The sequence below is a fragment of the Massilia sp. ST3 genome, from assembly GCF_018119405.1.
Taxonomy (GTDB): domain Bacteria; phylum Pseudomonadota; class Gammaproteobacteria; order Burkholderiales; family Burkholderiaceae_D; genus Telluria.
Genome location: NZ_JAGPWC010000018.1, coordinates 57291 through 77377 on the forward strand (window position 1 = coordinate 57291; position 20087 = coordinate 77377).

General features: G+C 66.8%; 17 protein-coding genes. 10 read left to right on the forward strand and 7 right to left on the reverse strand.

Translation table 11 applies throughout. From position 1 onward, the window contains the following. Position 1: 1 nt before the first annotated feature. Positions 2-2251, reverse strand: coding sequence for an ATP-binding protein (locus KBW98_RS08510; protein WP_211519689.1), 2250 nt, complete (start codon positions 2249-2251; stop codon positions 2-4). A gap of 183 nt (positions 2252-2434) precedes the next feature. Here KBW98_RS08510 and KBW98_RS08515 point away from each other — a divergent pair, with 183 nt between their 5' ends. Further along, complete coding sequence (locus tag KBW98_RS08515; RefSeq protein WP_211519690.1) at positions 2435-4345, forward strand: PAS domain-containing sensor histidine kinase; 1911 nt, start codon at positions 2435-2437, stop codon at positions 4343-4345. Positions 4346-4463: 118 nt separating this feature from the next. Here KBW98_RS08515 and KBW98_RS08520 read toward each other — a convergent pair whose 3' ends face one another. Then, positions 4464-5654, reverse strand: a complete 1191-nt coding sequence (locus KBW98_RS08520; RefSeq protein WP_211519691.1) for a triacylglycerol lipase — start codon at positions 5652-5654, stop codon at positions 4464-4466. 143 nt (positions 5655-5797) lie between these two features. Continuing rightward, positions 5798-7048 carry a dienelactone hydrolase family protein gene (locus KBW98_RS08525; protein ID WP_229429059.1) on the reverse strand — a complete coding sequence of 417 codons (1251 nt, stop codon included), beginning with the start codon at positions 7046-7048 and terminating at the stop codon, positions 5798-5800. A gap of 231 nt (positions 7049-7279) precedes the next feature. On the opposite strand from KBW98_RS08525, the gene KBW98_RS08530 reads away from it, so the two are divergent. The 6 genes from KBW98_RS08530 to KBW98_RS08555 all read left to right on the forward strand — a co-directional run bounded on the left by KBW98_RS08530 (position 7280) and on the right by KBW98_RS08555 (position 14248). After that, positions 7280-8950, forward strand: a complete 1671-nt coding sequence (locus KBW98_RS08530; protein WP_211519692.1) for an MFS transporter — start codon at positions 7280-7282, stop codon at positions 8948-8950. Position 8951: 1 nt separating this feature from the next. Beyond that, positions 8952-10043 carry an HlyD family secretion protein gene (locus KBW98_RS08535; protein ID WP_211519693.1) on the forward strand — a complete coding sequence of 364 codons (1092 nt, stop codon included), beginning with the start codon at positions 8952-8954 and terminating at the stop codon, positions 10041-10043. Next, positions 10040-11419, forward strand: coding sequence for an efflux transporter outer membrane subunit (locus KBW98_RS08540; protein ID WP_211519694.1), 1380 nt, complete (start codon positions 10040-10042; stop codon positions 11417-11419). The genes KBW98_RS08535 and KBW98_RS08540 overlap by 4 nt, the downstream gene beginning before the upstream one ends. Before the next feature lie 51 nt (positions 11420-11470). After that, positions 11471-12088 carry a tRNA-uridine aminocarboxypropyltransferase gene (locus KBW98_RS08545; protein ID WP_211519695.1) on the forward strand — a complete coding sequence of 206 codons (618 nt, stop codon included), beginning with the start codon at positions 11471-11473 and terminating at the stop codon, positions 12086-12088. 94 nt (positions 12089-12182) lie between these two features. After that, entirely contained in the window at positions 12183-13304 is a 1122-nt protein-coding gene (locus KBW98_RS08550; protein ID WP_211519696.1) for a PA0069 family radical SAM protein, read from the forward strand. Positions 13305-13591: 287 nt separating this feature from the next. Next, a complete protein-coding gene (locus KBW98_RS08555; protein WP_211519697.1) occupies positions 13592-14248 on the forward strand; it encodes a hypothetical protein in 657 nt (218 codons plus the stop codon). A gap of 259 nt (positions 14249-14507) precedes the next feature. Here the strand turns inward: KBW98_RS08555 and KBW98_RS08560 are convergent, their stop codons facing one another. Then, the gene (locus tag KBW98_RS08560) at positions 14508-14969 is read right to left on the reverse strand and encodes a YciI family protein (RefSeq protein ID WP_211519698.1); all 462 of its coding nucleotides are present in this window, start codon (positions 14967-14969) and stop codon (positions 14508-14510) included. Between the two features lie 184 nt (positions 14970-15153). Between KBW98_RS08560 and KBW98_RS08565 the strand changes: the two genes are divergently transcribed. Then, positions 15154-15405, forward strand: a complete 252-nt coding sequence (locus KBW98_RS08565; protein WP_211519699.1) for a hypothetical protein — start codon at positions 15154-15156, stop codon at positions 15403-15405. A gap of 21 nt (positions 15406-15426) precedes the next feature. Here the strand turns inward: KBW98_RS08565 and KBW98_RS08570 are convergent, their stop codons facing one another. Continuing rightward, positions 15427-16350, reverse strand: a complete 924-nt coding sequence (locus KBW98_RS08570) for an AraC family transcriptional regulator (protein ID WP_211519700.1) — start codon at positions 16348-16350, stop codon at positions 15427-15429. Between the two features lie 87 nt (positions 16351-16437). Between KBW98_RS08570 and KBW98_RS08575 the strand changes: the two genes are divergently transcribed. Together KBW98_RS08575 and KBW98_RS08580 are read left to right on the forward strand one after the other, a co-directional pair. Further along, positions 16438-17862 (forward strand): cytochrome P450, encoded by a 1425-nt coding sequence (locus KBW98_RS08575; RefSeq protein WP_211519701.1) that lies wholly within the window; start codon positions 16438-16440, stop codon positions 17860-17862. 51 nt (positions 17863-17913) lie between these two features. Then, entirely contained in the window at positions 17914-18477 is a 564-nt protein-coding gene (locus tag KBW98_RS08580; RefSeq protein ID WP_229429060.1) for an AAA family ATPase, read from the forward strand. On the opposite strand, the gene KBW98_RS08585 is transcribed toward KBW98_RS08580, so the two are convergent. Beyond that, positions 18446-19051, reverse strand: coding sequence for a gamma-glutamylcyclotransferase (locus tag KBW98_RS08585; protein ID WP_211519702.1), 606 nt, complete (start codon positions 19049-19051; stop codon positions 18446-18448). The two genes, KBW98_RS08580 and KBW98_RS08585, sit on opposite strands and share 32 nt — an antisense overlap. Before the next feature lie 33 nt (positions 19052-19084). Then, the gene (locus tag KBW98_RS08590; protein WP_211519703.1) at positions 19085-20014 is read right to left on the reverse strand and encodes a LysR family transcriptional regulator; all 930 of its coding nucleotides are present in this window, start codon (positions 20012-20014) and stop codon (positions 19085-19087) included. Positions 20015-20087: the final 73 nt, after the last annotated feature.

Consider the following 20087-nt stretch of genomic DNA (forward strand, 5'->3'; position numbering starts at 1 on the left):
CTTACGGGGTTGGGGTTTGTTTCGGAATGCTGAACGAGAAGGTTGCGCCTTCGCCCTGCACGGATTCGGCCCACACGCGGCCGTTATGGCGCTCGACGATGCGGCGCACGTTGGCCAGGCCGATGCCGGTGCCCTGGAAGTCTTCCATGCGGTGCAGGCGCTGGAACACGCCGAACAGCTTGTGCACGTAATCCATGTTGAAGCCGGCGCCGTTGTCGGCGACGTGGAACACGGTTTCGTGCTCGCCTTCGTCGGCCCAGATCCGGATCACGGCCGGGTCGCGTCCACCGGTGAACTTGACCGCGTTGGACAGCAGGTTGTAGACCGCCAGGTGCAGGAAACTGGGGTCGGCGCAGACCGCGGGCAGGTGCTCGAGGTGCCAGTCGACGTTGCGGCTGCCCATGTCGATTCCCAGCTTGTCGATGCAGGCCGAGACCAGGTCGTTCATGTCGACCGTGGTCGGGCGCAGGGCCGCGCGGCCCATCTGCGAGAAGGACAGCAGGTCGTCGACCAGCTTGCCGGCCAGGCGCGCCGATTCCTTGATGTTCTTCAGGAAGCGCTGGCGCCGGTCCGGATTCTCGGCGCCGTTGGACTCCAGCAGCAGGTCGGAGAAGCCGACGATGTGGCGCAGCGGCGCCCGCAGGTCGTGCGAGACCGAGTAGGAGAAGGCTTCCAGTTCCTTGTTGGCGCGCCCGAGTTCCTCGGCCAGTTCGGCCATCTGTTCGGCGCGCTCGAGCGCGATGCCCAGCAGGGCGGAGCGGAATTCGACGGTCAGCTCGATCTCGGCCTGGTGCCAGGGCAGGCTGTGGCCGTGGATGGTCTCGCGCCAGGCGGCGAAACTCTGGCGCGGCGAAAGCTGGGTCGGGGCCCCTGGCGGGGCGGTCTTCTCGTAGGGGTTGCCGGCCCATTCGATGACCTGCACCAGCTCGGGACGGAACCACAGCAGGTAGTGCTTGTGGATGCGCGAGATCGGCAGCGCCAGCAGGCCGCTGGCGTTGCGGATCATGTCCCGCGCCGGCGGGTAGCTGGCCGCCAGGTGGCTGGTATGGAATACCTCGGTATGACCCTGCAGGGCGAGCCAGGTCGAGAGGGCGCGGATCGCCTCCTCGTCCGGGGTGTCGCCATAGGTCATGATGCGCTCGTCGGCGACGATCGCCACCCCGCCGGCGCGCGCGAAGCGCAGCAGCTCGGGGAAGACCCGGCTCATGTTCTCGAGGAAGTCGCTGCCCTTGGTCAGGTGGCCCATCAGCTCCACCATCACGCGCCGCACGTCGAGGCGGAACTGCAGCTCGGCCGCGTCCTCGCGCGATTCGATGCACAGCGCCAGGATCTGGCCCAGCTGCTCGCAGGCGGTGCGCTGCTCGACCGGCACCGGGCAGGGCGTGGCGTTATGGCAGGAGATCAGGCCCCACAGCTTGCCCTTGACGATCAGCGACACCGACATCGAGGCCAGCGTGCCCATGTTGCGCATGTATTGCAGGTGCACGGGCGAGACGCTGCGCAGGGCCGCGAAGGACAGGTCGTTGGCGGCGCCAGTGACCGGATTGCGCGCCGGGACCAGCGCGGCCGGCTGGTAGTTGGCGTCCTGGATCAGGCGGATCGGCGACAGGGTGTACAGCTCGCGCGCCTGGGCCGGGATGTCGCTCGCGGGGAAGGACTGGCCGAGGTAGGAATCGTAGTCGTCCGCCTTGGATTCCGCCACCACGCGGCCGTGGCCGTCCGGGTCGAACTGGTACACCATGACACGGCCGAAGCCGGTGACCGAGCGCACGTGGCGCGCGGCCAGGTCGGTCAGGGCCGGGATCGAGGCATGCTGGTTGACCTTGGCGAGGAAATCGCTGATCAGCGGGTAGAGGTGGCGGAAATCCGCCGGCTGCGGACGGTCGACCCGTTCGAACTCGGCGATGACCAGGCCGTCCCACAGGTGGGCCAGCACGTCGAAGTGGGCGCCGTTCTCCAGGCTGACGGTGCCCAGATAGAGCGGGCGGGCGCCCAGGGCGCCGCGCGACAGTTCCGGGGCCAGGCGCGCATGCGCTGCCTCGCCGACCACGCGCGCCATCGGCTTGCCCGCAGCCTGCCCGGCGTCGAGGCCGGTCCATTGCGCCAGGTTGGCGCTGGCCTGCAGGACCTCGAGCGCGGGGGCGGGCGACAGGGTGAGCATGAAGCCATGCGGCTGGATGCTGCCGGGGGTGCGGATCGGCTCTTGATCGCAGGCGGTCAGGTCGAGTTGTTCGGGCGCTGCCGGGGTCATGGTGCCTTGAGGAAACGAACTTGGGGAACAGGACAGTATTGTAACGCGAAACCGCTGACCCCTTTTACAAAGGCGCGGGACCGTATTGACGCGCCGCGGCCAGCCAGGCGCGTGGGCGGTCGAAGATGAGCGGTAGTATGATAGGATCATTTTAGGTCCATCTTTTCAGGAAGCACTCTCCATATGGACAGTATTTCGCCCCCCGTCCAGCAATCCATCACCGACGAGCAACGGCTCCAGTACCTGGTCTCCGGCATCAGCGATTACGCGATCTACATGCTCGATCCGCAGGGCTATGTCGCGAGCTGGAACGCCGGCGCGCAGCGCTTCAAGGGCTATGTCGAGCAGGAGATCCTGGGGCAGCATTTTTCGCGTTTCTACACGCCCGAGGACCGCGCCACCGGCCTGCCCGCGCGCGCGCTGAAGCATGCACTGGAGGACGGCAAGTTCGAGGCCGAGGGCTGGCGCGTGCGCAAGGACGGCACCCGCTTCTGGGCCCACGTGGTGATCGATCCGATCTACGACGAGCACGGCGCCCTGCTGGGCTATGCCAAGATCACCCGCGACGTCACCGAGCGCAAGCAGACCGAGGATGCCCTGCGCGAGAGCGAGCAGCGCTTCCGCATCCTGGTGCAGGGTGTGACTGACTATGCGATCTACATGCTGTCGCCCGAAGGCGTGGTCACGAACTGGAACGTGGGGGCCGAGCGCATCAAGGGCTATTCCTATGACGAGATCATTGGCAGCCATTTCTCGCGTTTCTACACCGACCAGGACCGCCTGTCCGGGGTGCCGGCGCGCGCCCTGGGTACGGCGGGCCAGGTCGGCCGCTACGAGGCCGAAGGCTGGCGCGTGCGCAAGGACGGCACCCGCTTCTGGGCCCACGTGGTGATCGACGCCATCCGCGACGAGAACGGCGAGCTGCTGGGCTTCGCCAAGATCACGCGCGACCTGACCGAGAAAAAGCAGGCGGCCGAAGCGCTGGAGAAGGCGCAGGCGGCGCTGTTCCAGTCGCAGAAGATGGAATCGATCGGCCAGCTCACAGGCGGCATCGCGCACGACTTCAACAACCTGCTGTCGGTGATCGCGAGCGGACTGGAAGTGCTGACCATGCAGCGCCAGCACGGCAGCGACCTCAAGACCCTGGACAGCATGCGGCGCGCGATCGACCGCGGCGCCACACTCACCCAGCAGCTGCTGGCCTTCGCACGCCAGCAGCCGCTGCAGCCCGAGACGCGCAACGTGAACCGCCTGATCACCGGCTTCGAATCGGTGCTGCGGCGCGCAGCCAACACCTCGATCGCCTTCGAGGTCAAGCTCGACCCGCAGGTGCGCAACACCGTGGTCGACGCGGCGCGCTTCGAATCCGCGCTACTCAATTTGGTGGTCAATGCGCGCGACGCCATGCCCGAGGGCGGCAGGATCGAGATCGCCACCGCCAACGCCGTCCTGGCCGACGGCGAGGTCGACAACCTGCCGGCCGGCGAGTACGTGCGCCTGACCGTGACCGACACCGGCACCGGCATGGACCCCGAGACCGTGGCGCGCGCCTTCGAACCCTTCTACACCACCAAGGAGGTGGGCAAGGGCACCGGCCTGGGCCTGTCGCAGGTGTATGGCTTCATCAAGCAATCGGGCGGCGAGATCGCGATCCGCAGCATGCTGGGCGAGGGCACGACGATCGCCATCTACCTGCCGGCCGCCTCCTCGCAAGATCACGACTACCGCAAGGCCGACACCGAGACGGTGCTGATCGTCGAGGACGAACCGGACCTGCTCGACGTGGCGTCCTCGCTGTTCATGAGCATGGGCTACGACGTCGTGACCGCCGCCAGCGGCCAGGAAGCCATGAACGTGCTGGCCAGCCGCGACGTCGACATCCTGTTCACCGACGTCGTCATGCCCGACGGGATCAACGGCATCGACCTGGCGGCCTTCACGCGCGAGAACTACCCGCACATCAAGGTGATGCTGGCCTCGGGGTATCCGCAGCCGGCGCTCAAGCTGGACCGTGGCAAGCTGGGGGAGTTTGCGTTTGTCAGCAAGCCGTACAGGTTGTCGGACCTGGCGCGCAGCTTGCGGAGCGTGCACTGATCGTTGCCGTGTCTGCGTATCAGGCAGGAAAAGCGTCCGTTGAACGCGTGGACGGGTTCCCCGTCCACGCGGTGATAGTCGACCGCTGATCCGCCACCGGACGACGATCTAGCACCGTTTACAACCCAAAAATAATATCGCTGATCTTCTCGTACAGCGCATCAGCCGACGGCCCCTTGTTCGGCCAGTTCAAGATATCGAAGTGGTCGTACCCGCGCCACGTCCCCAGGTAATTCCAGCTCCCCTTGACCGAGGTCCCGTCGTAGTCCCGCACCGGATGCCCGCTCGGCGCGCGCATGCTCACGGTATTGACCACGCCGTCGTTGGCGAACCAGTCGCTGTCGATGCGCTGCCGTCCCGGCGCGTCCTGGGTGTAGCCGCCGATCCCGCGCTGCAGCGGCGACGGCACGATCCATTCGCCCGCGAACAGCTTGAAGTAGGGGATCATGTCGGCGCGCGGGTACTGGAAGGCCGTGGTCTGGATGGGGGCGATCACGCGGTCGGTGTCGTTGCAGCACCAGCTGCCGGCCTCGGTGGCCAGGGTGCCCACCGAATAGTAATAAACCTGGGGCGAGGTGCGCGCCCAGCGGTTGAATTCGCGCGCGCCGTCCGGCGCCAGTTCCCACTGCGCCGCACGGTGGCTGAGCAGCTCGCGCAGCGGCGTGCGCAGGCTGGGGGCGATGTCGAACACGGCATCGCTGAGCGTGGTGCCGTTGTGCGGGGCCGAGATGGTGGTCACGCTGCGGATCCAGCCAAGCTTGCCGCCCCGGTACAGCTCGCCGTCGCCCTCGTCCTCGGGCGAACCGTGCTCGAGCAGTTCGACCAGGGCGCGGATGGTGGTGCCGCCCTGGCTGTGGCCGATCAGGTGGATGGGATGCCGGGCATCCCAGGCCGGATAGAAGGCCGGCGGATAAGCCTGCGGATTGTCGGCCGGGTCGGCGGCCCAGCATTTACCGGGGGGCTTTTGCGCCTGGCCCGGCGTTCCATGTTTGCGCACGTGGGCCGCGCCGTAGTCGACGCAGCCGCCCTTGATCTGGGCGTAGAGCTCGGCCGCCCGGTCCCAGTTGGAGCTGATCGGCCCCACTGCCGCCACGAACACGTTGCGCGGGCCGTGGTAGACCTGCATGCGGCGCGCGATGTCGCCATAGCCGCCCCAGTAATTGAAGCCGCTGTGCTGGAATTCGTCCGGGCCGAAGCCCAGCACGCCGTGTACCAGGATGACGGGGTAGTTGTTGGCGGCGCAGGCCGGCGCGCAGCAGGCGCAGGCCGCCAGCAGGGCGGCCGCGCAGGCTTGAAAAAGGCGCAACATGGGATTCTCCAATCGATGAGCCGTCAGCCACATTGTCTGAGGAGGCGGGGAGGGACGGTTTGCGCTGCGTCGGGTGGCAACGCATCAGGCCGCCTGGACGCGCGGAAACAGTGCGCGGCAGGCTTGACAGCCTGCCGGCCGGATCAGCGCGTGGTGCTGCCCACCGAGGTGGTCGGGGCCGATGCCGTAGCAGAGGCGGGCGCCGGGGACAGCGAGGCGGTCGCCGCGGCCTTCTCGGCGGCGTCGATGCGCTCGCCGGTCCAGACCACGTAGTCGTCGACCGAATACAGGCGGCAAGGCTCGGTGCTCTTGGCGCTGCAGGTGGCCAGTGCCCGGCCGTCCGGGTCTTCGCCTTCCTCGGCCCAGGTCCAGGCGCCGCTCGGCGACACCGCGAAGGCGCGCGGCGTCATCTTGGTCAGGTACTCCTGGTAGGCGCGCTTGCCGTGCTCGGACAGGAAGGGCACGGCCTCGACATCGTCGACGCGCGCGTAATCGGTCTTGGCCGGGGTGGGCGGCGGCGGCACCTCGTGCAGCACCTCGGTCGGCATCCCGACCTGCTTCAGGAACTTCTCGGTGTCTTCCAGCCATACCTTCTCGCCATCGCGGCTGGCCAGCATGCCGTGGGCGTCGCGCTTGAAAGGCTCGAACTCGACCAGGCGCCCGCGCCCGCCCGCGCCCTCGAAGGCGGCGTGCATGCGCTTGGCCAGTTCCGGGCCGAACAGCGAATCGTTCTTGCCGTACATCCAGAGCGTCGGGACGGTGTTCCTGGCGCCGTATTCGGCGAAGGCCGACACCAGCTGCGAGCGCCAGGCGCAGCGGTCGCTGTCGTCGCGCAGGCCGCCGGCGAAATTGATCAGGCCGCGCACGCCCGGCAGCGGCTGGGCGCCCAGGGCGATCGTGGCCAGGCCGCCGTACGACTGGCCGGCGACCACGATGTGTTCCTTGTCGATCCAGGGCTGCTGGCGCGCGTAGTCGAGGGTATCGCGGATGTCCTCGGCCTGGCTGTAGCCGTTGGCGGTCATGTCGCAGCCGTGGTCGGCATAGCGGCCGGTGGAATTGGCGAAGCCCTGGCGCATCGGCACCATCACGGCGTAGCCGCGCTTCACGAAGGCGGTGGCCATGTGATAGAAGCGGTCGCGCGGCTGCAGGCTGGGGCGGCCCGGGTCCTTGCCGTGGTTGATGATGATGAGCGGGAAGGGGCCGGGACCGTTCGGCTGGAACACGGTCGTCTCGAGCATTGCCCGGTCTTGCGGGCCCGCCGGCACTTGAACGATGTGTTCGTTCATCCGGTAGTCGAGCTGCAACTCCTGGTTGATCGCGAAGCCCGGCGCCATGGCCAGGGCCGCCACGAAGAGCGAAGAGAGGGTACGGACAGATGGACGTGCTCTTAACATATCTACTCTGGACAGCTGCCGATACGGAACAATTTCCGCATGGAATAAATTGATTCTAGGCAGGCTGAATAGGCAGAGCAATATCCGTTTCGGCAACTCGGGCGTTAAATTTTTGCGTGTGGCAAAAAGAGCTATCCCTTTGGTTATCGGATGGGCGTCCGACGCGCTTTTTCTCGAGCGGTTATCATGCGTGGGTAACAAAAGCCGAGGAATACAACGGATGAGTAACGCATGAGCAGCTACGCTCCGCGCCAGTGGGCCCCAGACGAAAAGCCGATGCTGCCCGGCTCGCCGTCCACGCCGGCCCACCCGACCCGCTTGCGTTTCGCTTATCTTTTCGTCGGCATCCTGGTCACCATCACGGGCGGCCTCGGCAATGCGCTGGTGGTCGTCAACCTGGTCAATTTGCAGGGCGTGCTCGGCGCCTACTCGACCGAGACCAACTGGCTGCCGGTGGCCTACGTCATGACGAATGCGTCGATGAACCTGTTGCTGGTGAAATTCCGGCAACAGTTCGGTCTGCGCCTTTTTACCGAATTCTTCCTGGTGCTGTATGCGCTGGTGACCTTCGCCCACCTCTTCGTCAACGACCTGAACTCGGCGATCGCGGTGCGCGCCGCCCACGGCATGCTGGGCGCGGCGGTGACGCCGCTCGGCCTTTACTACACCCTGCAGGCCTTCAAGAAGGAATGGCGCCTGAAGGGCGTCGCGCTGTCGCTCGGCGCGGCCCAGCTGGCGCTGCCGCTGGCCTACATCTTCTCCAACGACCTGCTGCAGATCGCCGAGTGGCGCGGCCTGTACATCTTCGAGCTGGGCCTGGCGGTCGTCTCGCTGGCCGCCGTGCTGCTGCTCAAGCTGCCGCCGGGCGACCGCTTCAAGGCTTTCCGGCCCATGGACTTCGTCACTTTCGCCCTGTTCGCGCCGGGCGTGGCCCTGCTGTGCGTGGTGCTGACCTTCGGACGCGTGCTGTGGTGGTTCGAGCAGCCCTGGCTGGGCGTGGCGCTGGCGGTGTCGCTGGTGCTGCTGGCGGCCGCCGTCTGCGTCGAGCACAACCGCGCCAATCCGCTCCTCAACATCCGCTGGCTCACCAACGCCAACATCGCGCGCCTGCTGCTGTCGCTGGTGCTGGTGCGCATCGTGCTGTCCGAGCAGAGCGTGGGCGCGGTGGGCTTCCTGCGCGCGGTCGGCATGGACAACGACCAGCTGCAGACCCTGTACGCCATCGTGCTGGGCGCCACCATCGCCGGCATCGCGGTATCGGCGCTCACGGTCAACGTCAACCACCTGATGGCGCCGCAGGTGATCTCGCTGCTGTTCATGGCCCTGGGCGCCTGGCTCGACGCCCACGCCACCAGTCAGACCCGGCCCGAGCAGATGTACCTGAGCCAGAGCCTGCTCGCCTTCGGCGGCACCCTGTTCATCGGGCCCTCGGTGATCTCGCTGATCGGCACCGTGATCGGCAACCCCGCCAACCTGATCAGCTTTTCCGTGCTGTTCGGCCTGAGCCAGAACCTGGGCGGCCTGCTCGGTTCGGCGATTGCCGGCACCTTCCAGGTGATGCGCGAAAAATTCCATTCCTCGGTGCTGGTTGAGCAACTGAGTTCGCTCGATCCGCTCGTGGCCAGCCGCATCCAGCAGGGCGCCGGCGCGGCCGCGCGTGCGCTCGCCGACCCGCAGGCGCGCACCCGCCAGGGCCTGGCGGCACTGTCCAGCAGTGCCACGCGCGAAGCCAACATCCTCGCCTACAACGACGTCTTCCTTGTCCTTGCCATCCTGGCCACCGTGAGCGCCGCATGGATCTTCCTGCACGCCGTGTGGCTGCATTACTACCCGGCGCCCAAGACGGCTCCGCCCGCGCCGCCGCCCGGCGCCGCGCCGCCACCCGAACCCGTGACCGACTGATATGCCAGAACCCTCGACTACCCCCGCCAGCGCCGCCCGTTCGCCCCGCAAAATCCTGCTCAGCGCCTTGATCTTCGGCGCGGTCGCGCTGGTCGGCGTCCTACTGGTGCTCTACGCCTGGCGCCTGCCGCCTTTCCGCAGCGCCCTGCAGAGCACCGAGAATGCGCTGGTACGCGGGCAGGTGACCATCATCAGCCCGCAGCTCTCGGGTTACGTGGTCGAGGTGCGGGTCGCCGACTTCCAGCAAGTGCGCGCGGGAGAGCTCCTGATGCGCATCGACGACCGCATCCCGGCGCAGCGCCTGGCGCAGGCCCAGGCCGAACTGGCCAACCGCCGCGCGGCGCTGGAGAACTATGCCCAGACCCGCGGCAGCGCACGCGCCAGCATCGAGCAAGGCAGGGCCGCGCTGGCATCGAGCGAAGCCCAGGCGCGCAAGGCCCAGGCCGACCTGCGCCGCGTGGAGGAACTGGCGGCGGATGGTTCGCTGTCGGCGCGCGAGCGCGACGCCGCGCGCGCCGCCCAGGCCCAGGCCGCCGCCGCGCGCGACCAGGCCAAAGCGGCGCTGGAGATCGCGCGCCAGAACCAGCGCTCGGTCGACGTCAGCCGCGGTTCGCTCGAGGCCGCGGTGGCAAGCGCCGAGGCGGCCGTCAGGCTGGCCGAGATCGACCTGGCCAACACCCGGATTGTCGCGCCGCGCGACGGACAGCTGGGGCAGGTGACGGTGCGCCAGGGCGCCTTCGTGAACGCCGGCGCCCAGCTCACGGCCCTGGTGCCGAACCAGCTGTGGGTGATCGCCAACATGAAGGAGACCCAGATGGCCGACGTGCGCCTGGGCCAGGCCGTCAGCTTCACGGTCGACGCACTGAATGACGCCCGGCTCCGCGGTCACGTCGAACGCATTTCGCCGGCCACCGGCTCGGAGTTCGCGGTGCTGGCGCCGGACAACGCCACCGGCAACTTCGTCAAGATCGCCCAGCGCATTCCGGTGCGCGTCAGCATCGACGCCAACCAGCCGCTGGCGCAGCGCCTGCGGCCAGGCATGTCGGTGGTGGCGACGATCGACACCGCCTCGGCCGGCAAGGAAGCGCGATGAGGAGGCGCCACCTGGTCTTGCCGCTTGCGGCGCTGCTGGTCTCGGCCTGCGCCATGAAGCCGCAGCCGGCGCCCGAGTCGTCGCTCGTCGTGCCACAGGCCTGGCGCACCGCCCCACTTGCCTCCGCAGCGGTGGAACGCGACTGGTGGCGCGCCTTCGGCGACCCGGCGCTCGACACGCTGGTGCGGCGTGCGCTCGAGAATAACGGCGACCTGAAGATCGCACGCAGCCGCCTGCAGGAATACGGGGCGCGGGTGCGCGTGGCCGACAGCGCGCGCCTGCCTGCGCTGAACCTGGCGTTCTCGCCGACGCGGGCGCGCGCCATCGGCCCCTTCGGCGAACCGGTCGAAACGACTTCGCTGGTGGGCAGCGTGCAGGCCAGCTATGAGCTCGACCTGTTCGGCCGCCTTGCCAGCACCACCCGCGCCGCGCGCTTCGAAGCGCTGTCGCAGCAGGCGGCGCTGGATGCCGCCGCGCTGGCGGTGGCGTCCAGCACGGCGTCCGGCTACTTCAACCTGCTCGGCCTGGACGCCCAGCTGGCGCTGGCGCGCGAGACCCTGGCTTCGCGCCAGCGTTCGTTCGCGCTGGCCAGGCACCAGTTCGAGGTCGGCTACAGTTCGCGCCTGGAGATGTCGCAGGCCGAGGCCGAGCTGCACGCCACCGCCGGCGCCGTGCCCCAGCTGGAACGCGCCATCGCCCAGCAGGAGCAGGCCCTGAACCTGCTGCTGGGCGCCAGCCCCGGCCCGGTGGCGCGCGGCGCGGGATTGGCGGCGCTGCGCATGCCGGCGCCCGGTCCCGGCCTGCCTTCGGAACTGCTGCGCCGCCGTCCGGACATCGCCCAGGCCGAACAACTGGTGGCGGCGGCCGACGCGGGCCTGGCCGCCGCGCGCGACCAGTTGCTGCCGTCGATCCGCTTTAACGCCTCGGTCGGCGTGGCGGAGCGGTCCCTGCCTGGTCTGCTACAGTCGCCGGTGGACTTGTGGAGCATCGGCGGCAGCGTGCTGGCGCCGCTGTTCGATGCGGGACGCCTGCGCGCCCAGGCCGAGATCGCCGCGAGCGGCCGTGACCGCGCCGTTTATGCCTACGAGAGCGTGGTGCGCACGGCCTTCGCCGAAACCGAGAACGCCCTGGCCGGCATGCAGGGCCTGCAGCGCCAGCTGGCAGAGGCCGAAGCGCGCCGGGTGGCGGCCGGCGAAGTGCTGCGCGTGGCCCACAACCGCTACGCCAACGGCTACGCGTCCTACCTGGAAGAGCTGGACGCCCAGCGCAACGCCTTCAGCGCCGAGGTGGGCGTACTGCAGCTGCGCGCCAGCCTGCTGGCCGCCCATGTGGACCTGTACCGGGCGCTGGGCGGCGGCTGGATACCGGCGCCCTGAGGACAGGCGGCGACTGCGTTACAATCGCCGGCCTTCCTGTTCGATCACCGCATGAGCCCATCCACGTCCAAACGCCCGACCTGCGCCACCTGCCTGCGCGCCGCCTCCGCCTGCATCTGCCGCTGGATCGCGCCGGTAGAGACCCAGGCGGCGCTGCTGGTGCTGCAGCATCCGCTGGAAGTCCATAACGCCAAGAACAGCGCGCGCCTGCTGCACCTGAGCGTGGCCGGCAGCGAGCTGGCGGTGGGCGAGACCTTCGACGCGGCGCAGCTGGAGGCGCTGCTGCATGCGGGCGGGCGCAAGCCTGTGTTGCTGTACCCTGACACCGCCGGCGACCCGCTGCTGCCGGCCCCACCCGCATGGCAGGGATTGCCGGCAGGCGAGGTGCGGCTCGTGGTGCTGGACGCCACCTGGCGCAAGAGCCGCAAGATGCTCTACCTGAACCCGGCGCTGCAACGCCTGCCGCGCCTGGCGCTGATGGATGTGGCGCCCTCCAACTACCGCATCCGCAAGGCGCATGCGCCGCACCAGCTGTCGAGCCTGGAGGCGGCCGCACTGGCGCTGGGCCAACTGGAGGGCGATCCGGAAGCATGCCGGCCGCTGCTGGAAGCCTTTGGCGGCTTTGTGCAGCAGCAAGCCGCCTACGACCCGCACTTGAATCGATCCTGATGTGGGCGTACCATACTGTATAAACGTACAGTATGGAGCCAAGGTGTCCGATCCCAAACCCCCAATTCGCCGCGAGCCCGTGGACGAGCAGACTATGCTCGGCCCGCTGCCTGCCGCCGCCCGCAAGGGGAGGGGCGCGGTGTCGAATTTGCAAGGCCGCTACGAGGTCAACGGCCGCGAACGCTTCGACGACGGCTGGGACGACGACGAGGATGATGCCCCGGCGCTCAAGACGGTCGTCACCGACGAAGTCGCGAAGAGCATCCTTACGCGCAACGCTTCGCCCGACATTCCCTTCAATGTCTCGCTGAATCCCTACCGCGGCTGCGAGCACGGCTGCATCTATTGTTTCGCCCGGCCGACGCATGCCTACCTCGGCCTGTCGCCGGGGCTGGATTTCGAAAGCCGCCTGTTCGCCAAGATCAACGCACCCGAGCTGCTGCGCCGCGAGCTGGCCAAGCCGGGCTACGTGCCCGAGAACATCGCCCTCGGCGTCAACACCGACGCCTACCAGCCCTGCGAGCGCGAGCTGAAGATCACGCGCCGGGTGCTGGAGGTGCTTTATGAATGCAGGCATCCGGTGGGGCTGATCAGCAAGTCCTCGCTGATGGAGCGCGACATCGACATCCTCGCGCCCATGGCCGAGCAGCGCCTGGCCTGTGCGGCGGTGACGCTGACCACGCTCGATCCGCGCATCTCGCGCACGCTGGAACCGCGTGCGGCGGCGCCGGAAAGGCGCCTGCGCACGATCCGCACGCTGAGCGAAGCGGGCATTCCCGTGAGCGTGAGCGTGGCGCCCATCATTCCGTTTGTCACCGAGCCGGAGATCGAGCGTATCCTGGAGGCGGCCTTCGATGCCGGTGCGAGCGGGGCGCACTACGTGGTGTTGCGATTGCCGCACGAGGTCAATCCGCTGTTCCAGGAATGGCTGCAGGCACATTTTCCCGACCGGGCGCAGCGGGTGATGAATCGCGTTCGCGACATGCGGGGCGGGAAGGATTACGACAGCGATTTTTCCACGCGCATGGCGGGGGAGGGCGTGTGGGCGGATCTGATACGTCAGCGTTTTTACAAGACTGTCGAGCGGCTTGGCATGAGCGAATTGCGTGGGCGGTTCGGGCGGCTGGATACCTCGCAGTTCAGGCGGCCATTGATGGTGCCGGCTGCCGCGGGCAAGCATGGTGGGAAGGCGGCGGGACAGTTGGATCTGTTTTGATCTGAGTGAGGGTGCGATTGCACTGAGCTATTCCGACGCTCCAACCAGCCAAGAAGCAACGGTCACAATCCCCCGGCGAATCTCCGATGATTTGAAAACCTATCGGTTATCTCCGTGCTAGAGGATTAGGCATGGCTACGTCGTAGCCGGACATGACCCATTGTCGACATATTTTACGGTCTGGAATCAACTTTAAACTAAGCACCTGATTTGTTAGTCAAAATTACTTGGGCACATATTTTGCACGACCAATGGTCGCCGTCCCAATACTGCCAAGGAGACCAAACATGGTGCTGAACTCTCTATTGTTTCGCTACATCAGTGGACTCATCCTCGCGATTGCCGCAGCCCATAGCTCGGCCGGGCCGATGCCGCTCGTGCAGGTCAGCGGCGAGATTGCATTCGGCGGCTACACGGGTACCGGAGGGTTCGAGCAGTATGATGATCGCGACCACGTAGAAAGAGGAAGTTTCACTCTGATTTACGATCCCTTGATTCCCGATACAGATCACGACAACAACAGAGGCTTATTCCGAGGCGCCATCAGGTCGTTTGTGATGAGTGTCAGCCAGGTGAACCGACCAGGCCTCAGTTTTTCATTGGTGGGACGCGGTGACTTGCACCGTTCCAATGGAGATTGGGTAAGTTGGGAGATGACGCTTGAAGAAGAAAATGATGTTTTTGAACCCAGCATGTTCTGGTTCGGTATGTATCAGCAGAATTCGGGAAATTCGAACGAAATGCCCACAATCGAATTTTGGTCCAAGACCTTAGTTGGACTCGGTGGAGGGGGCGCGGGAGTGAACGAAACCGATTGGTTGGACTCGCGCACACTTACGGCAGGCACTATTCCTCGACCGGTACCTGTGCCACCCTCACTCTGGCTTCTCGCAATAGGGGCAGCAGCAGGTCTTCTGCAGCAAAAGCGTCTGCGGAAAAGCTGACTCAGCTTACCAAGCAAGCAAGATTCGTCGAGATTGTTCTTGGGAGACCACGCTTGCGCGCGGCAGTCTGCCCGCCGGCGGCGATCAAACCGCGCATTTAGTGCAGCGGCCAGCGCGATCAGCTTCACCTGGTGAAGAAGGTTTGCCGTTGTGGCGAACCGCTGTTTCAGTCACTTCATGTGAGCCGACATCGGACGACTCTCATTGGGCAGGTTCGGTGTCGTCTCGCAGTGCTGGTTCACTGGCTTACCCCGGCCGGCTACTTCTTCCGAATCTTGTTATGCACATCATTCACCATCATCAACGCCGCCGAGCCATACAGCTTGTGATACTCCGCCACCATCTCGCCGTTGATGATCACTGGATCGGTCGCCACCATCTTCTTCGCCTCGTCGATATCCGGCGTCGCAAAGATGAAGATGCCCCGGCGTCCCTCGACACCGTCGAGCGGCCCGGCCATCACCAGCTTCTTTTCGGCAGCCAAACGCGCCATGTTGGAGAAGTGCCCCTGGAACATCTTGGTCCGCTCCGCGCCTTCCGGCATCTTGCTGGGACCGGTCTTGAGGATCACGAACACATAAGGCCGCATGCCGCGCTCGTCGGCGCCAAGCGAGCTGGCCAGCACGCTGTCGTATTGGGGCGGTGGGGCTGCGGCTTGCTGCGCCGCGGCCTGGCCCAGCGCGCACAGCATGAGCGCGCCAAGCAGCGTCTGTTTCCACATGGGGAATCTCCTCGCATATCGTATCGGCCGTTCTATAGCGGCATAGGAAAGCAGCCTAGCACGTTAATAGTTGAGCAACAACTATTCCTCGCCCCGAATTTGACCCGATCTCATGTCACTTTCTCCACAAATGTGACGATCCGAGGATTTTCGCCAAAGAATTCCTGTCAGAATACGCCCCTTCTTGGAACTGGCGAATAAGCAAAATAACATCGTCCAGGCGTGGCGATTGGTAGCAGGGGAATACATGCGGTGGATTCAAAGGATAGGGCTGTCGGCGGGCGTCGCAGCGGCAGCCGTCTGGTTTTTGGTACTCAACGGCATTTTTGCCGATGAAGACGCGCTGCTTGTATTTGGCATCATCGGCGGCTTGATGGTGCTGCTGCGCCCGGACCGGATCTTCCACCACAAGCCGCGGCCCGAAGCCGGACGCTGAAGCGCGTTTCCTCAGGCCGTCTCACACCCACAGCCTGTAGATCCAGAACGACTCATCCTCGATGAAGCGCTGGGTGAACTCGGTCGGCGCAAAACCCGTGATCTGCTTGACGGCACGGCTCATATGGGCCTGGTCGGCAAAACCCTCGTCCTGCGCCAGCGTGGCCCAGTCGAATGCGCGTCCGCTCTCAAAGCGTTCGCGGGCGGCGAAGAACAGGCCTTCGGTGCGCGTCAGCGCCTGCCATTGCCGCAGCGAGCGTCCGCTGAAGGATTTCACCCGCCGTTCCACCTGCCGCGCGCCCGTGGTGCGGCGCCATTCGTGTGCCTGCCATGCCAGCTTCTCGACCCAGTGCCGCCCGAACTGGCGCAGCGAAGGGCGGTCGGAATCGCGGCCCTGCGCCAGGCGCCAGCGCGCGCCCAGGAATTCGCTCAGCACCGCCATGATCGCGTCGTCGTCGGCAGCGCCCAGCAGGGCATCGAAGAAAGATGTCCATCCGGCGCCGAGCACCTCGTGCGCCGGCAGGAAGCGGTCCTGGATCGCGGCCAGGTCCAGCCCGAACAGTTGCTGCGCCACGTCCGGCGCGAAGCAGGCCATGTGCCCCCGCCCGTTCGTGGGCGCCCAGCTGACGGTAGGATGCGACTGGCTGCCCGAGATGACGACCCGTGCGCCAAAGGCATGCCAGCCGCGCGCGTCGACCAGGCCGGCGTCGACGCCGTGGTACCACGACAGCGTGACCATGGGAGAAGCAGGGAAGTGCGACAGGCGCTGCGCATCGTCGAGCCTCAGGTGCGCGATGTCGCGGCTGACCAGGGCCACCAGCGCGCCCTGCAGCGCGGGCGGCGCCAGCATCAGCCGGTCGCGCGCGCCGCCGCTGTCGAACGCACGGGGGGCGCGCTGCAGCGGGTCGGGACAGGGCGGAGCGATGTGCAGGTTGGCAAGGTCCATGACGCCCGAGTATAAGGAGCTTGCCGCGGGCTGTCGATGTCGTTTGGATTCAAGACGCGATCTCTGCGATGGACAAGAATGCCCGACATGACGACGCCCACTTCCTCCCGCTGCCCCTTCCATGCGGACGGCATGCCGCCCGCTCCCGACTTCCACCCGCCGGGCATGTGGCCCCCCGGTCCCCGAGCCGGCATCACCGGCTGGAGCCTGCTGGCGCGCATGGCGCGCGACATGCCCGCCGCGCTTGCCGACTGGCGCGGCGCCCATGGCGATGTCGTGCACCTGCGCATCTGGCCCGAGCACCAGGTGATCGTCAGCGATCCGCAGCTGGTGCGCGAGCTGCTGGTGAACCAGCACGACGCCCACGTGCGCTGGGAGCGCGGTATCCAGATCTTCTCCCAGGTGCACGGGCGCAGCGTGCTGATCGAGGAGGGCGAGCGCTGGCAGGCCAAGCGCCAGGCCTTGCAGCCGGCCTTCGCGCCGAAACCGGTCAAGGCCTTCGCGCCCGTCATCGCCGCCGCGTGCGCCCAGGCGCTGGCGCGCTGGCCGGCCGGCGCGGCTGCGATGCCGGTCGAGAGTGCACTGACGGCGCTGGCCATGGACGTCATCATGCGCATGATGTTCTCGAGCGAAATCGGCGACGATGCCCGCCTGGCCGAGCGCGCCCTCCACCTGCTGAGCGCCGATGCGAACGACGAGATGTTCTGGCCCGCCAGCTGGCCCGACTGGATGCCCTGGAAGCGCGAGCAGCGCCGCATGAAGCGCGCGCTGAAGGCGCTGGTCGAGCGCCATGTCGCCGCCCGCCTGAGCATGCCCTACGGGACTTGGCCCGATGACCTCCTGACCCGCCTGCTCGACCTGCACCGCGCGGACAGCGCCGCCTGGCCGCTCGGCGCCGTGCGCGACGAATGCATGACGGCTTTCCTGGCCGGGCACGAGACGACGGCCGCCACGCTCACCTGGTGGGCCTGGTGCATGGCCTCGCATCCCGAGGCGCAGGAGGCGGCGCGGCGCGAAGTGGCGGCGGTGCTGGACGGCCGTGCGCCCACGGCAGAGGACCTGCCCGCGCTCGGCTACCTGGGTCGCAGCCTGCAGGAAACCCTGCGCCTCTACCCGGCCGCGCCGATCCTGATGAGCCGCCGCGCGCTCAAGCCGATCCGCCTGGGCGGCTGGACGCTGCCGGCGCGCACCATCCTCACCGTGCCGCTCGGCCTGATGCAGCGCGACGCCCGCTGGTTCCCGGAACCGGAACGCTTCCGCCCCGATCGCTTCCTCGAGCATGGCGCGGGCGCGCCGCGCGGCGCCTTCATGCCCTTCGGGGCGGGGCCCCGCGTCTGCCTCGGCCAGCACCTGGCCCTGGCCGAGATGACGGTGATCGCGGCGATGATCCTGCAGCGCTTCAGGCTGTCGGTCCCGCAGGGCATGCCGGCGCCACAACCACAGCTGAACGTGACCCTGCGGCCGGCCACACCGCTGCACCTGGTGCTGGAGGACATTGCGCCGGCGGCTTGAGCTTGCGCGCGCTTCCGGCTAGGATGGCGGTCCCCGATGGAAGGAAGCGCGATGGAAGCAGGCATGGAAGGGCGGCACGGCAGCAAACTGGTGGTCTTCGTCGGCGCCGAGTCGACTGGCAAGTCGACCCTGGCGCTGCACCTGGCGCGGCAATGCGGCACGGCATTCGTGCCTGAGATCGGCCGCTTTATCTGGGAAGACAAGCGCGGGCAGCTGGACGCCGCCGACTACGTCGAGATCGCCGAGCGCCACCGCGACGCCGAGGACGCCGCCCTGGCGCAGGCGCAGGGCCCGTATGTATTCGTCGATACCAACGCGCTCACGACCCTGCTGCTCGGCCGCTGCTTCGGCCAGGTGCCGGATCCCGCGCCGCCGGCGCTCCTGCGCCACGCCATTGACTGCCGCACGCGCTACCTCCACCATTTCGTCTGCGCCGACGACATTCCCTACGAAGAAGAACCGGGCGTGCGCGAACACGCGGACTGGCGCACGCGCATCCAGAAGCTGGTGTTGAAAGACCTCGACGCGCGCGGCATCGCCTTCACCGTCCTGACGGGAACGGTCGAGCAGCGCGCGGCGCGCGTCATGCAGGTGCTGGAGGATTTGGCGGCTTGATGCCGGACTTGATCCCGAAGGCAGCCAGGTGGCGTTCGATCTCGAACACGTGCGCATCGGCCTTGCCCATCTCGCGCAGGGCCTGGGCCAGGTGCAGCAGGTATTCCGCGTTCGGTCCGCTCGGGCCGCGCGCCAGCGCGATCTGGCGCGCGATGTCGCGCTCGGGGGCAGGGCCGAGATAGGCCGCGTTCTCGTGGGTGGCGATGTAGACGATGCCCTCGGCGCTCGACCCATCGTCGAAATGCATGTCGGTCGCCAGGCGCAGGTAGCCGTTCTTCTCGCGGTAGTCGAGGTGGGCGAATTCTTCCGGCGTCACCAGGTAGGCCATGCCGTCGCAATGCGCGCCCGGTTCGGGCACCAGGGTCACTACCCGCCCTGGCGCGGTCTCGGTGCCGCGGTGGTCGTGCGACCCCTGCCAGAAGCGGCGCGACCATCCGCGGATGGCGGCGGGGCGGCGGTCGAGGAAGGGAAAGTCGGCCTTGAAGATCAGCGAACCATAGCCGAACAGCCAGACGCTGTCATGGCTGTCGAACTTGTCCATGCGCTGGTTGATCGCGATGGTGTTGTGGGACATCGTGGCGGGTGGAAAGTAGCGATGCCGGCCATTCTAACGCGGCGGCGTGTCGCGCACCGCTGCCTCGGCATAGGTACGTCCCACATGGTCGAACAGGAAGTCGATGAAGCTCTCCGCGGCCGGCGACAGCGAACGCCCTGGGCGGGTATAGACGAAGAAGCGGCGCGTCAGCTGCGGCTCCTCGATCGGGCGCATCGCCAGGCCGTAGGACGTCGCCAGGCGCTCGGCATACGGCAGGCAGACCGTCAGGCCCAGTCCCGCGCCGACCATCGCCAGCGCGGTGGTCATGAAGGTCACCTCGCCGGCCGGCTTGACCGGCACTTCGCGTAACGACGCATGCATATCGTCCAGCAGGCGTTCGGTGAACTGGCCCTGCAGCGAAATGAAGGGATAGCGCGACACGTCGTGCCAGGTCACGCGCGCTTGCGCTTCCAGTTCGTGGCCCTTGGGGAAGACCAGGGCGAAGGGCATCTCGAACAGCGTACGCACGTGCAGGGTAGGGGCCGGGTCGCGCTCCGGTCCGATGCCGAAATCCGCCTCGCCCGACAGCACGCGCGCGATCACGCTCTCCACCGCCGTATCGGCCAGGCGCACCTGGATGTCGGGATGCAGCGCGCGGTAGGCGGCCATCGCTTCCGGCAGCAGGGTGCAGGACATCAATTGGGGCGCGGCGATGCGCACGATGCCTTTTTTGAGGCGCGTATGGTCCGCCACGTTAGCCAGCGCACCGTCGAGATCATCGATCATCTGGCTAAATAGCGGGTAGAGTTCGCGGCCGATATCGGTGAGCCCGATCTTGCGCGTGCTGCGGTCGACGACGCGGGCGCCGAGGGTCTGTTCCAGTTCTTTGATCAAACCGGACAAGGCTGATTGAGTAATGTGTAAGTACTCAGCAGCAAGCGTAAAGTGGCCTGTCTTGGCGACAGCCACGAACGCGCGCATCTGGCGTAAAGTAGGATTCATAAGATAGTCCGATAAATCGGGCGGAAAATACTGTTTGTATGATAGTACGTTTTGATTTGTAATGGCGAAGAAC

Bases quoted from the DNA above. Each gene is read 5' to 3' on its own strand.
- KBW98_RS08520 (WP_211519691.1), bottom strand. From the start codon at position 5,654: ATGTTGCGCCTTTTTCAAGCCTGCGCGGCCGCCCTGCTGGCGGCCTGC.
- KBW98_RS08545 (WP_211519695.1), top strand. From the start codon at position 11,471: ATGAGCCCATCCACGTCCAAACGCCCGACCTGCGCCACCTGCCTGCGC.
- KBW98_RS08575 (WP_211519701.1), top strand. From the start codon at position 16,438: ATGACGACGCCCACTTCCTCCCGCTGCCCCTTCCATGCGGACGGCATG.
- KBW98_RS08585 (WP_211519702.1), bottom strand. From the start codon at position 19,051: ATGTCCCACAACACCATCGCGATCAACCAGCGCATGGACAAGTTCGAC.
- KBW98_RS08525 (WP_229429059.1), bottom strand. From the start codon at position 7,048: ATGTTAAGAGCACGTCCATCTGTCCGTACCCTCTCTTCGCTCTTCGTG.
- KBW98_RS08590 (WP_211519703.1), bottom strand. From the start codon at position 20,014: ATGAATCCTACTTTACGCCAGATGCGCGCGTTCGTGGCTGTCGCCAAG.
- KBW98_RS08515 (WP_211519690.1), top strand. From the start codon at position 2,435: ATGGACAGTATTTCGCCCCCCGTCCAGCAATCCATCACCGACGAGCAA.
- KBW98_RS08580 (WP_229429060.1), top strand. From the start codon at position 17,914: ATGGAAGCAGGCATGGAAGGGCGGCACGGCAGCAAACTGGTGGTCTTC.
- KBW98_RS08560 (WP_211519698.1), bottom strand. From the start codon at position 14,969: ATGTGGAAACAGACGCTGCTTGGCGCGCTCATGCTGTGCGCGCTGGGC.
- KBW98_RS08570 (WP_211519700.1), bottom strand. From the start codon at position 16,350: ATGGACCTTGCCAACCTGCACATCGCTCCGCCCTGTCCCGACCCGCTG.
- KBW98_RS08535 (WP_211519693.1), top strand. From the start codon at position 8,952: ATGCCAGAACCCTCGACTACCCCCGCCAGCGCCGCCCGTTCGCCCCGC.
- KBW98_RS08510 (WP_211519689.1), bottom strand. From the start codon at position 2,251: ATGACCCCGGCAGCGCCCGAACAACTCGACCTGACCGCCTGCGATCAA.
- KBW98_RS08540 (WP_211519694.1), top strand. From the start codon at position 10,040: ATGAGGAGGCGCCACCTGGTCTTGCCGCTTGCGGCGCTGCTGGTCTCG.
- KBW98_RS08555 (WP_211519697.1), top strand. From the start codon at position 13,592: ATGGTGCTGAACTCTCTATTGTTTCGCTACATCAGTGGACTCATCCTC.
- KBW98_RS08530 (WP_211519692.1), top strand. From the start codon at position 7,280: ATGAGCAGCTACGCTCCGCGCCAGTGGGCCCCAGACGAAAAGCCGATG.
- KBW98_RS08550 (WP_211519696.1), top strand. From the start codon at position 12,183: ATGCTCGGCCCGCTGCCTGCCGCCGCCCGCAAGGGGAGGGGCGCGGTG.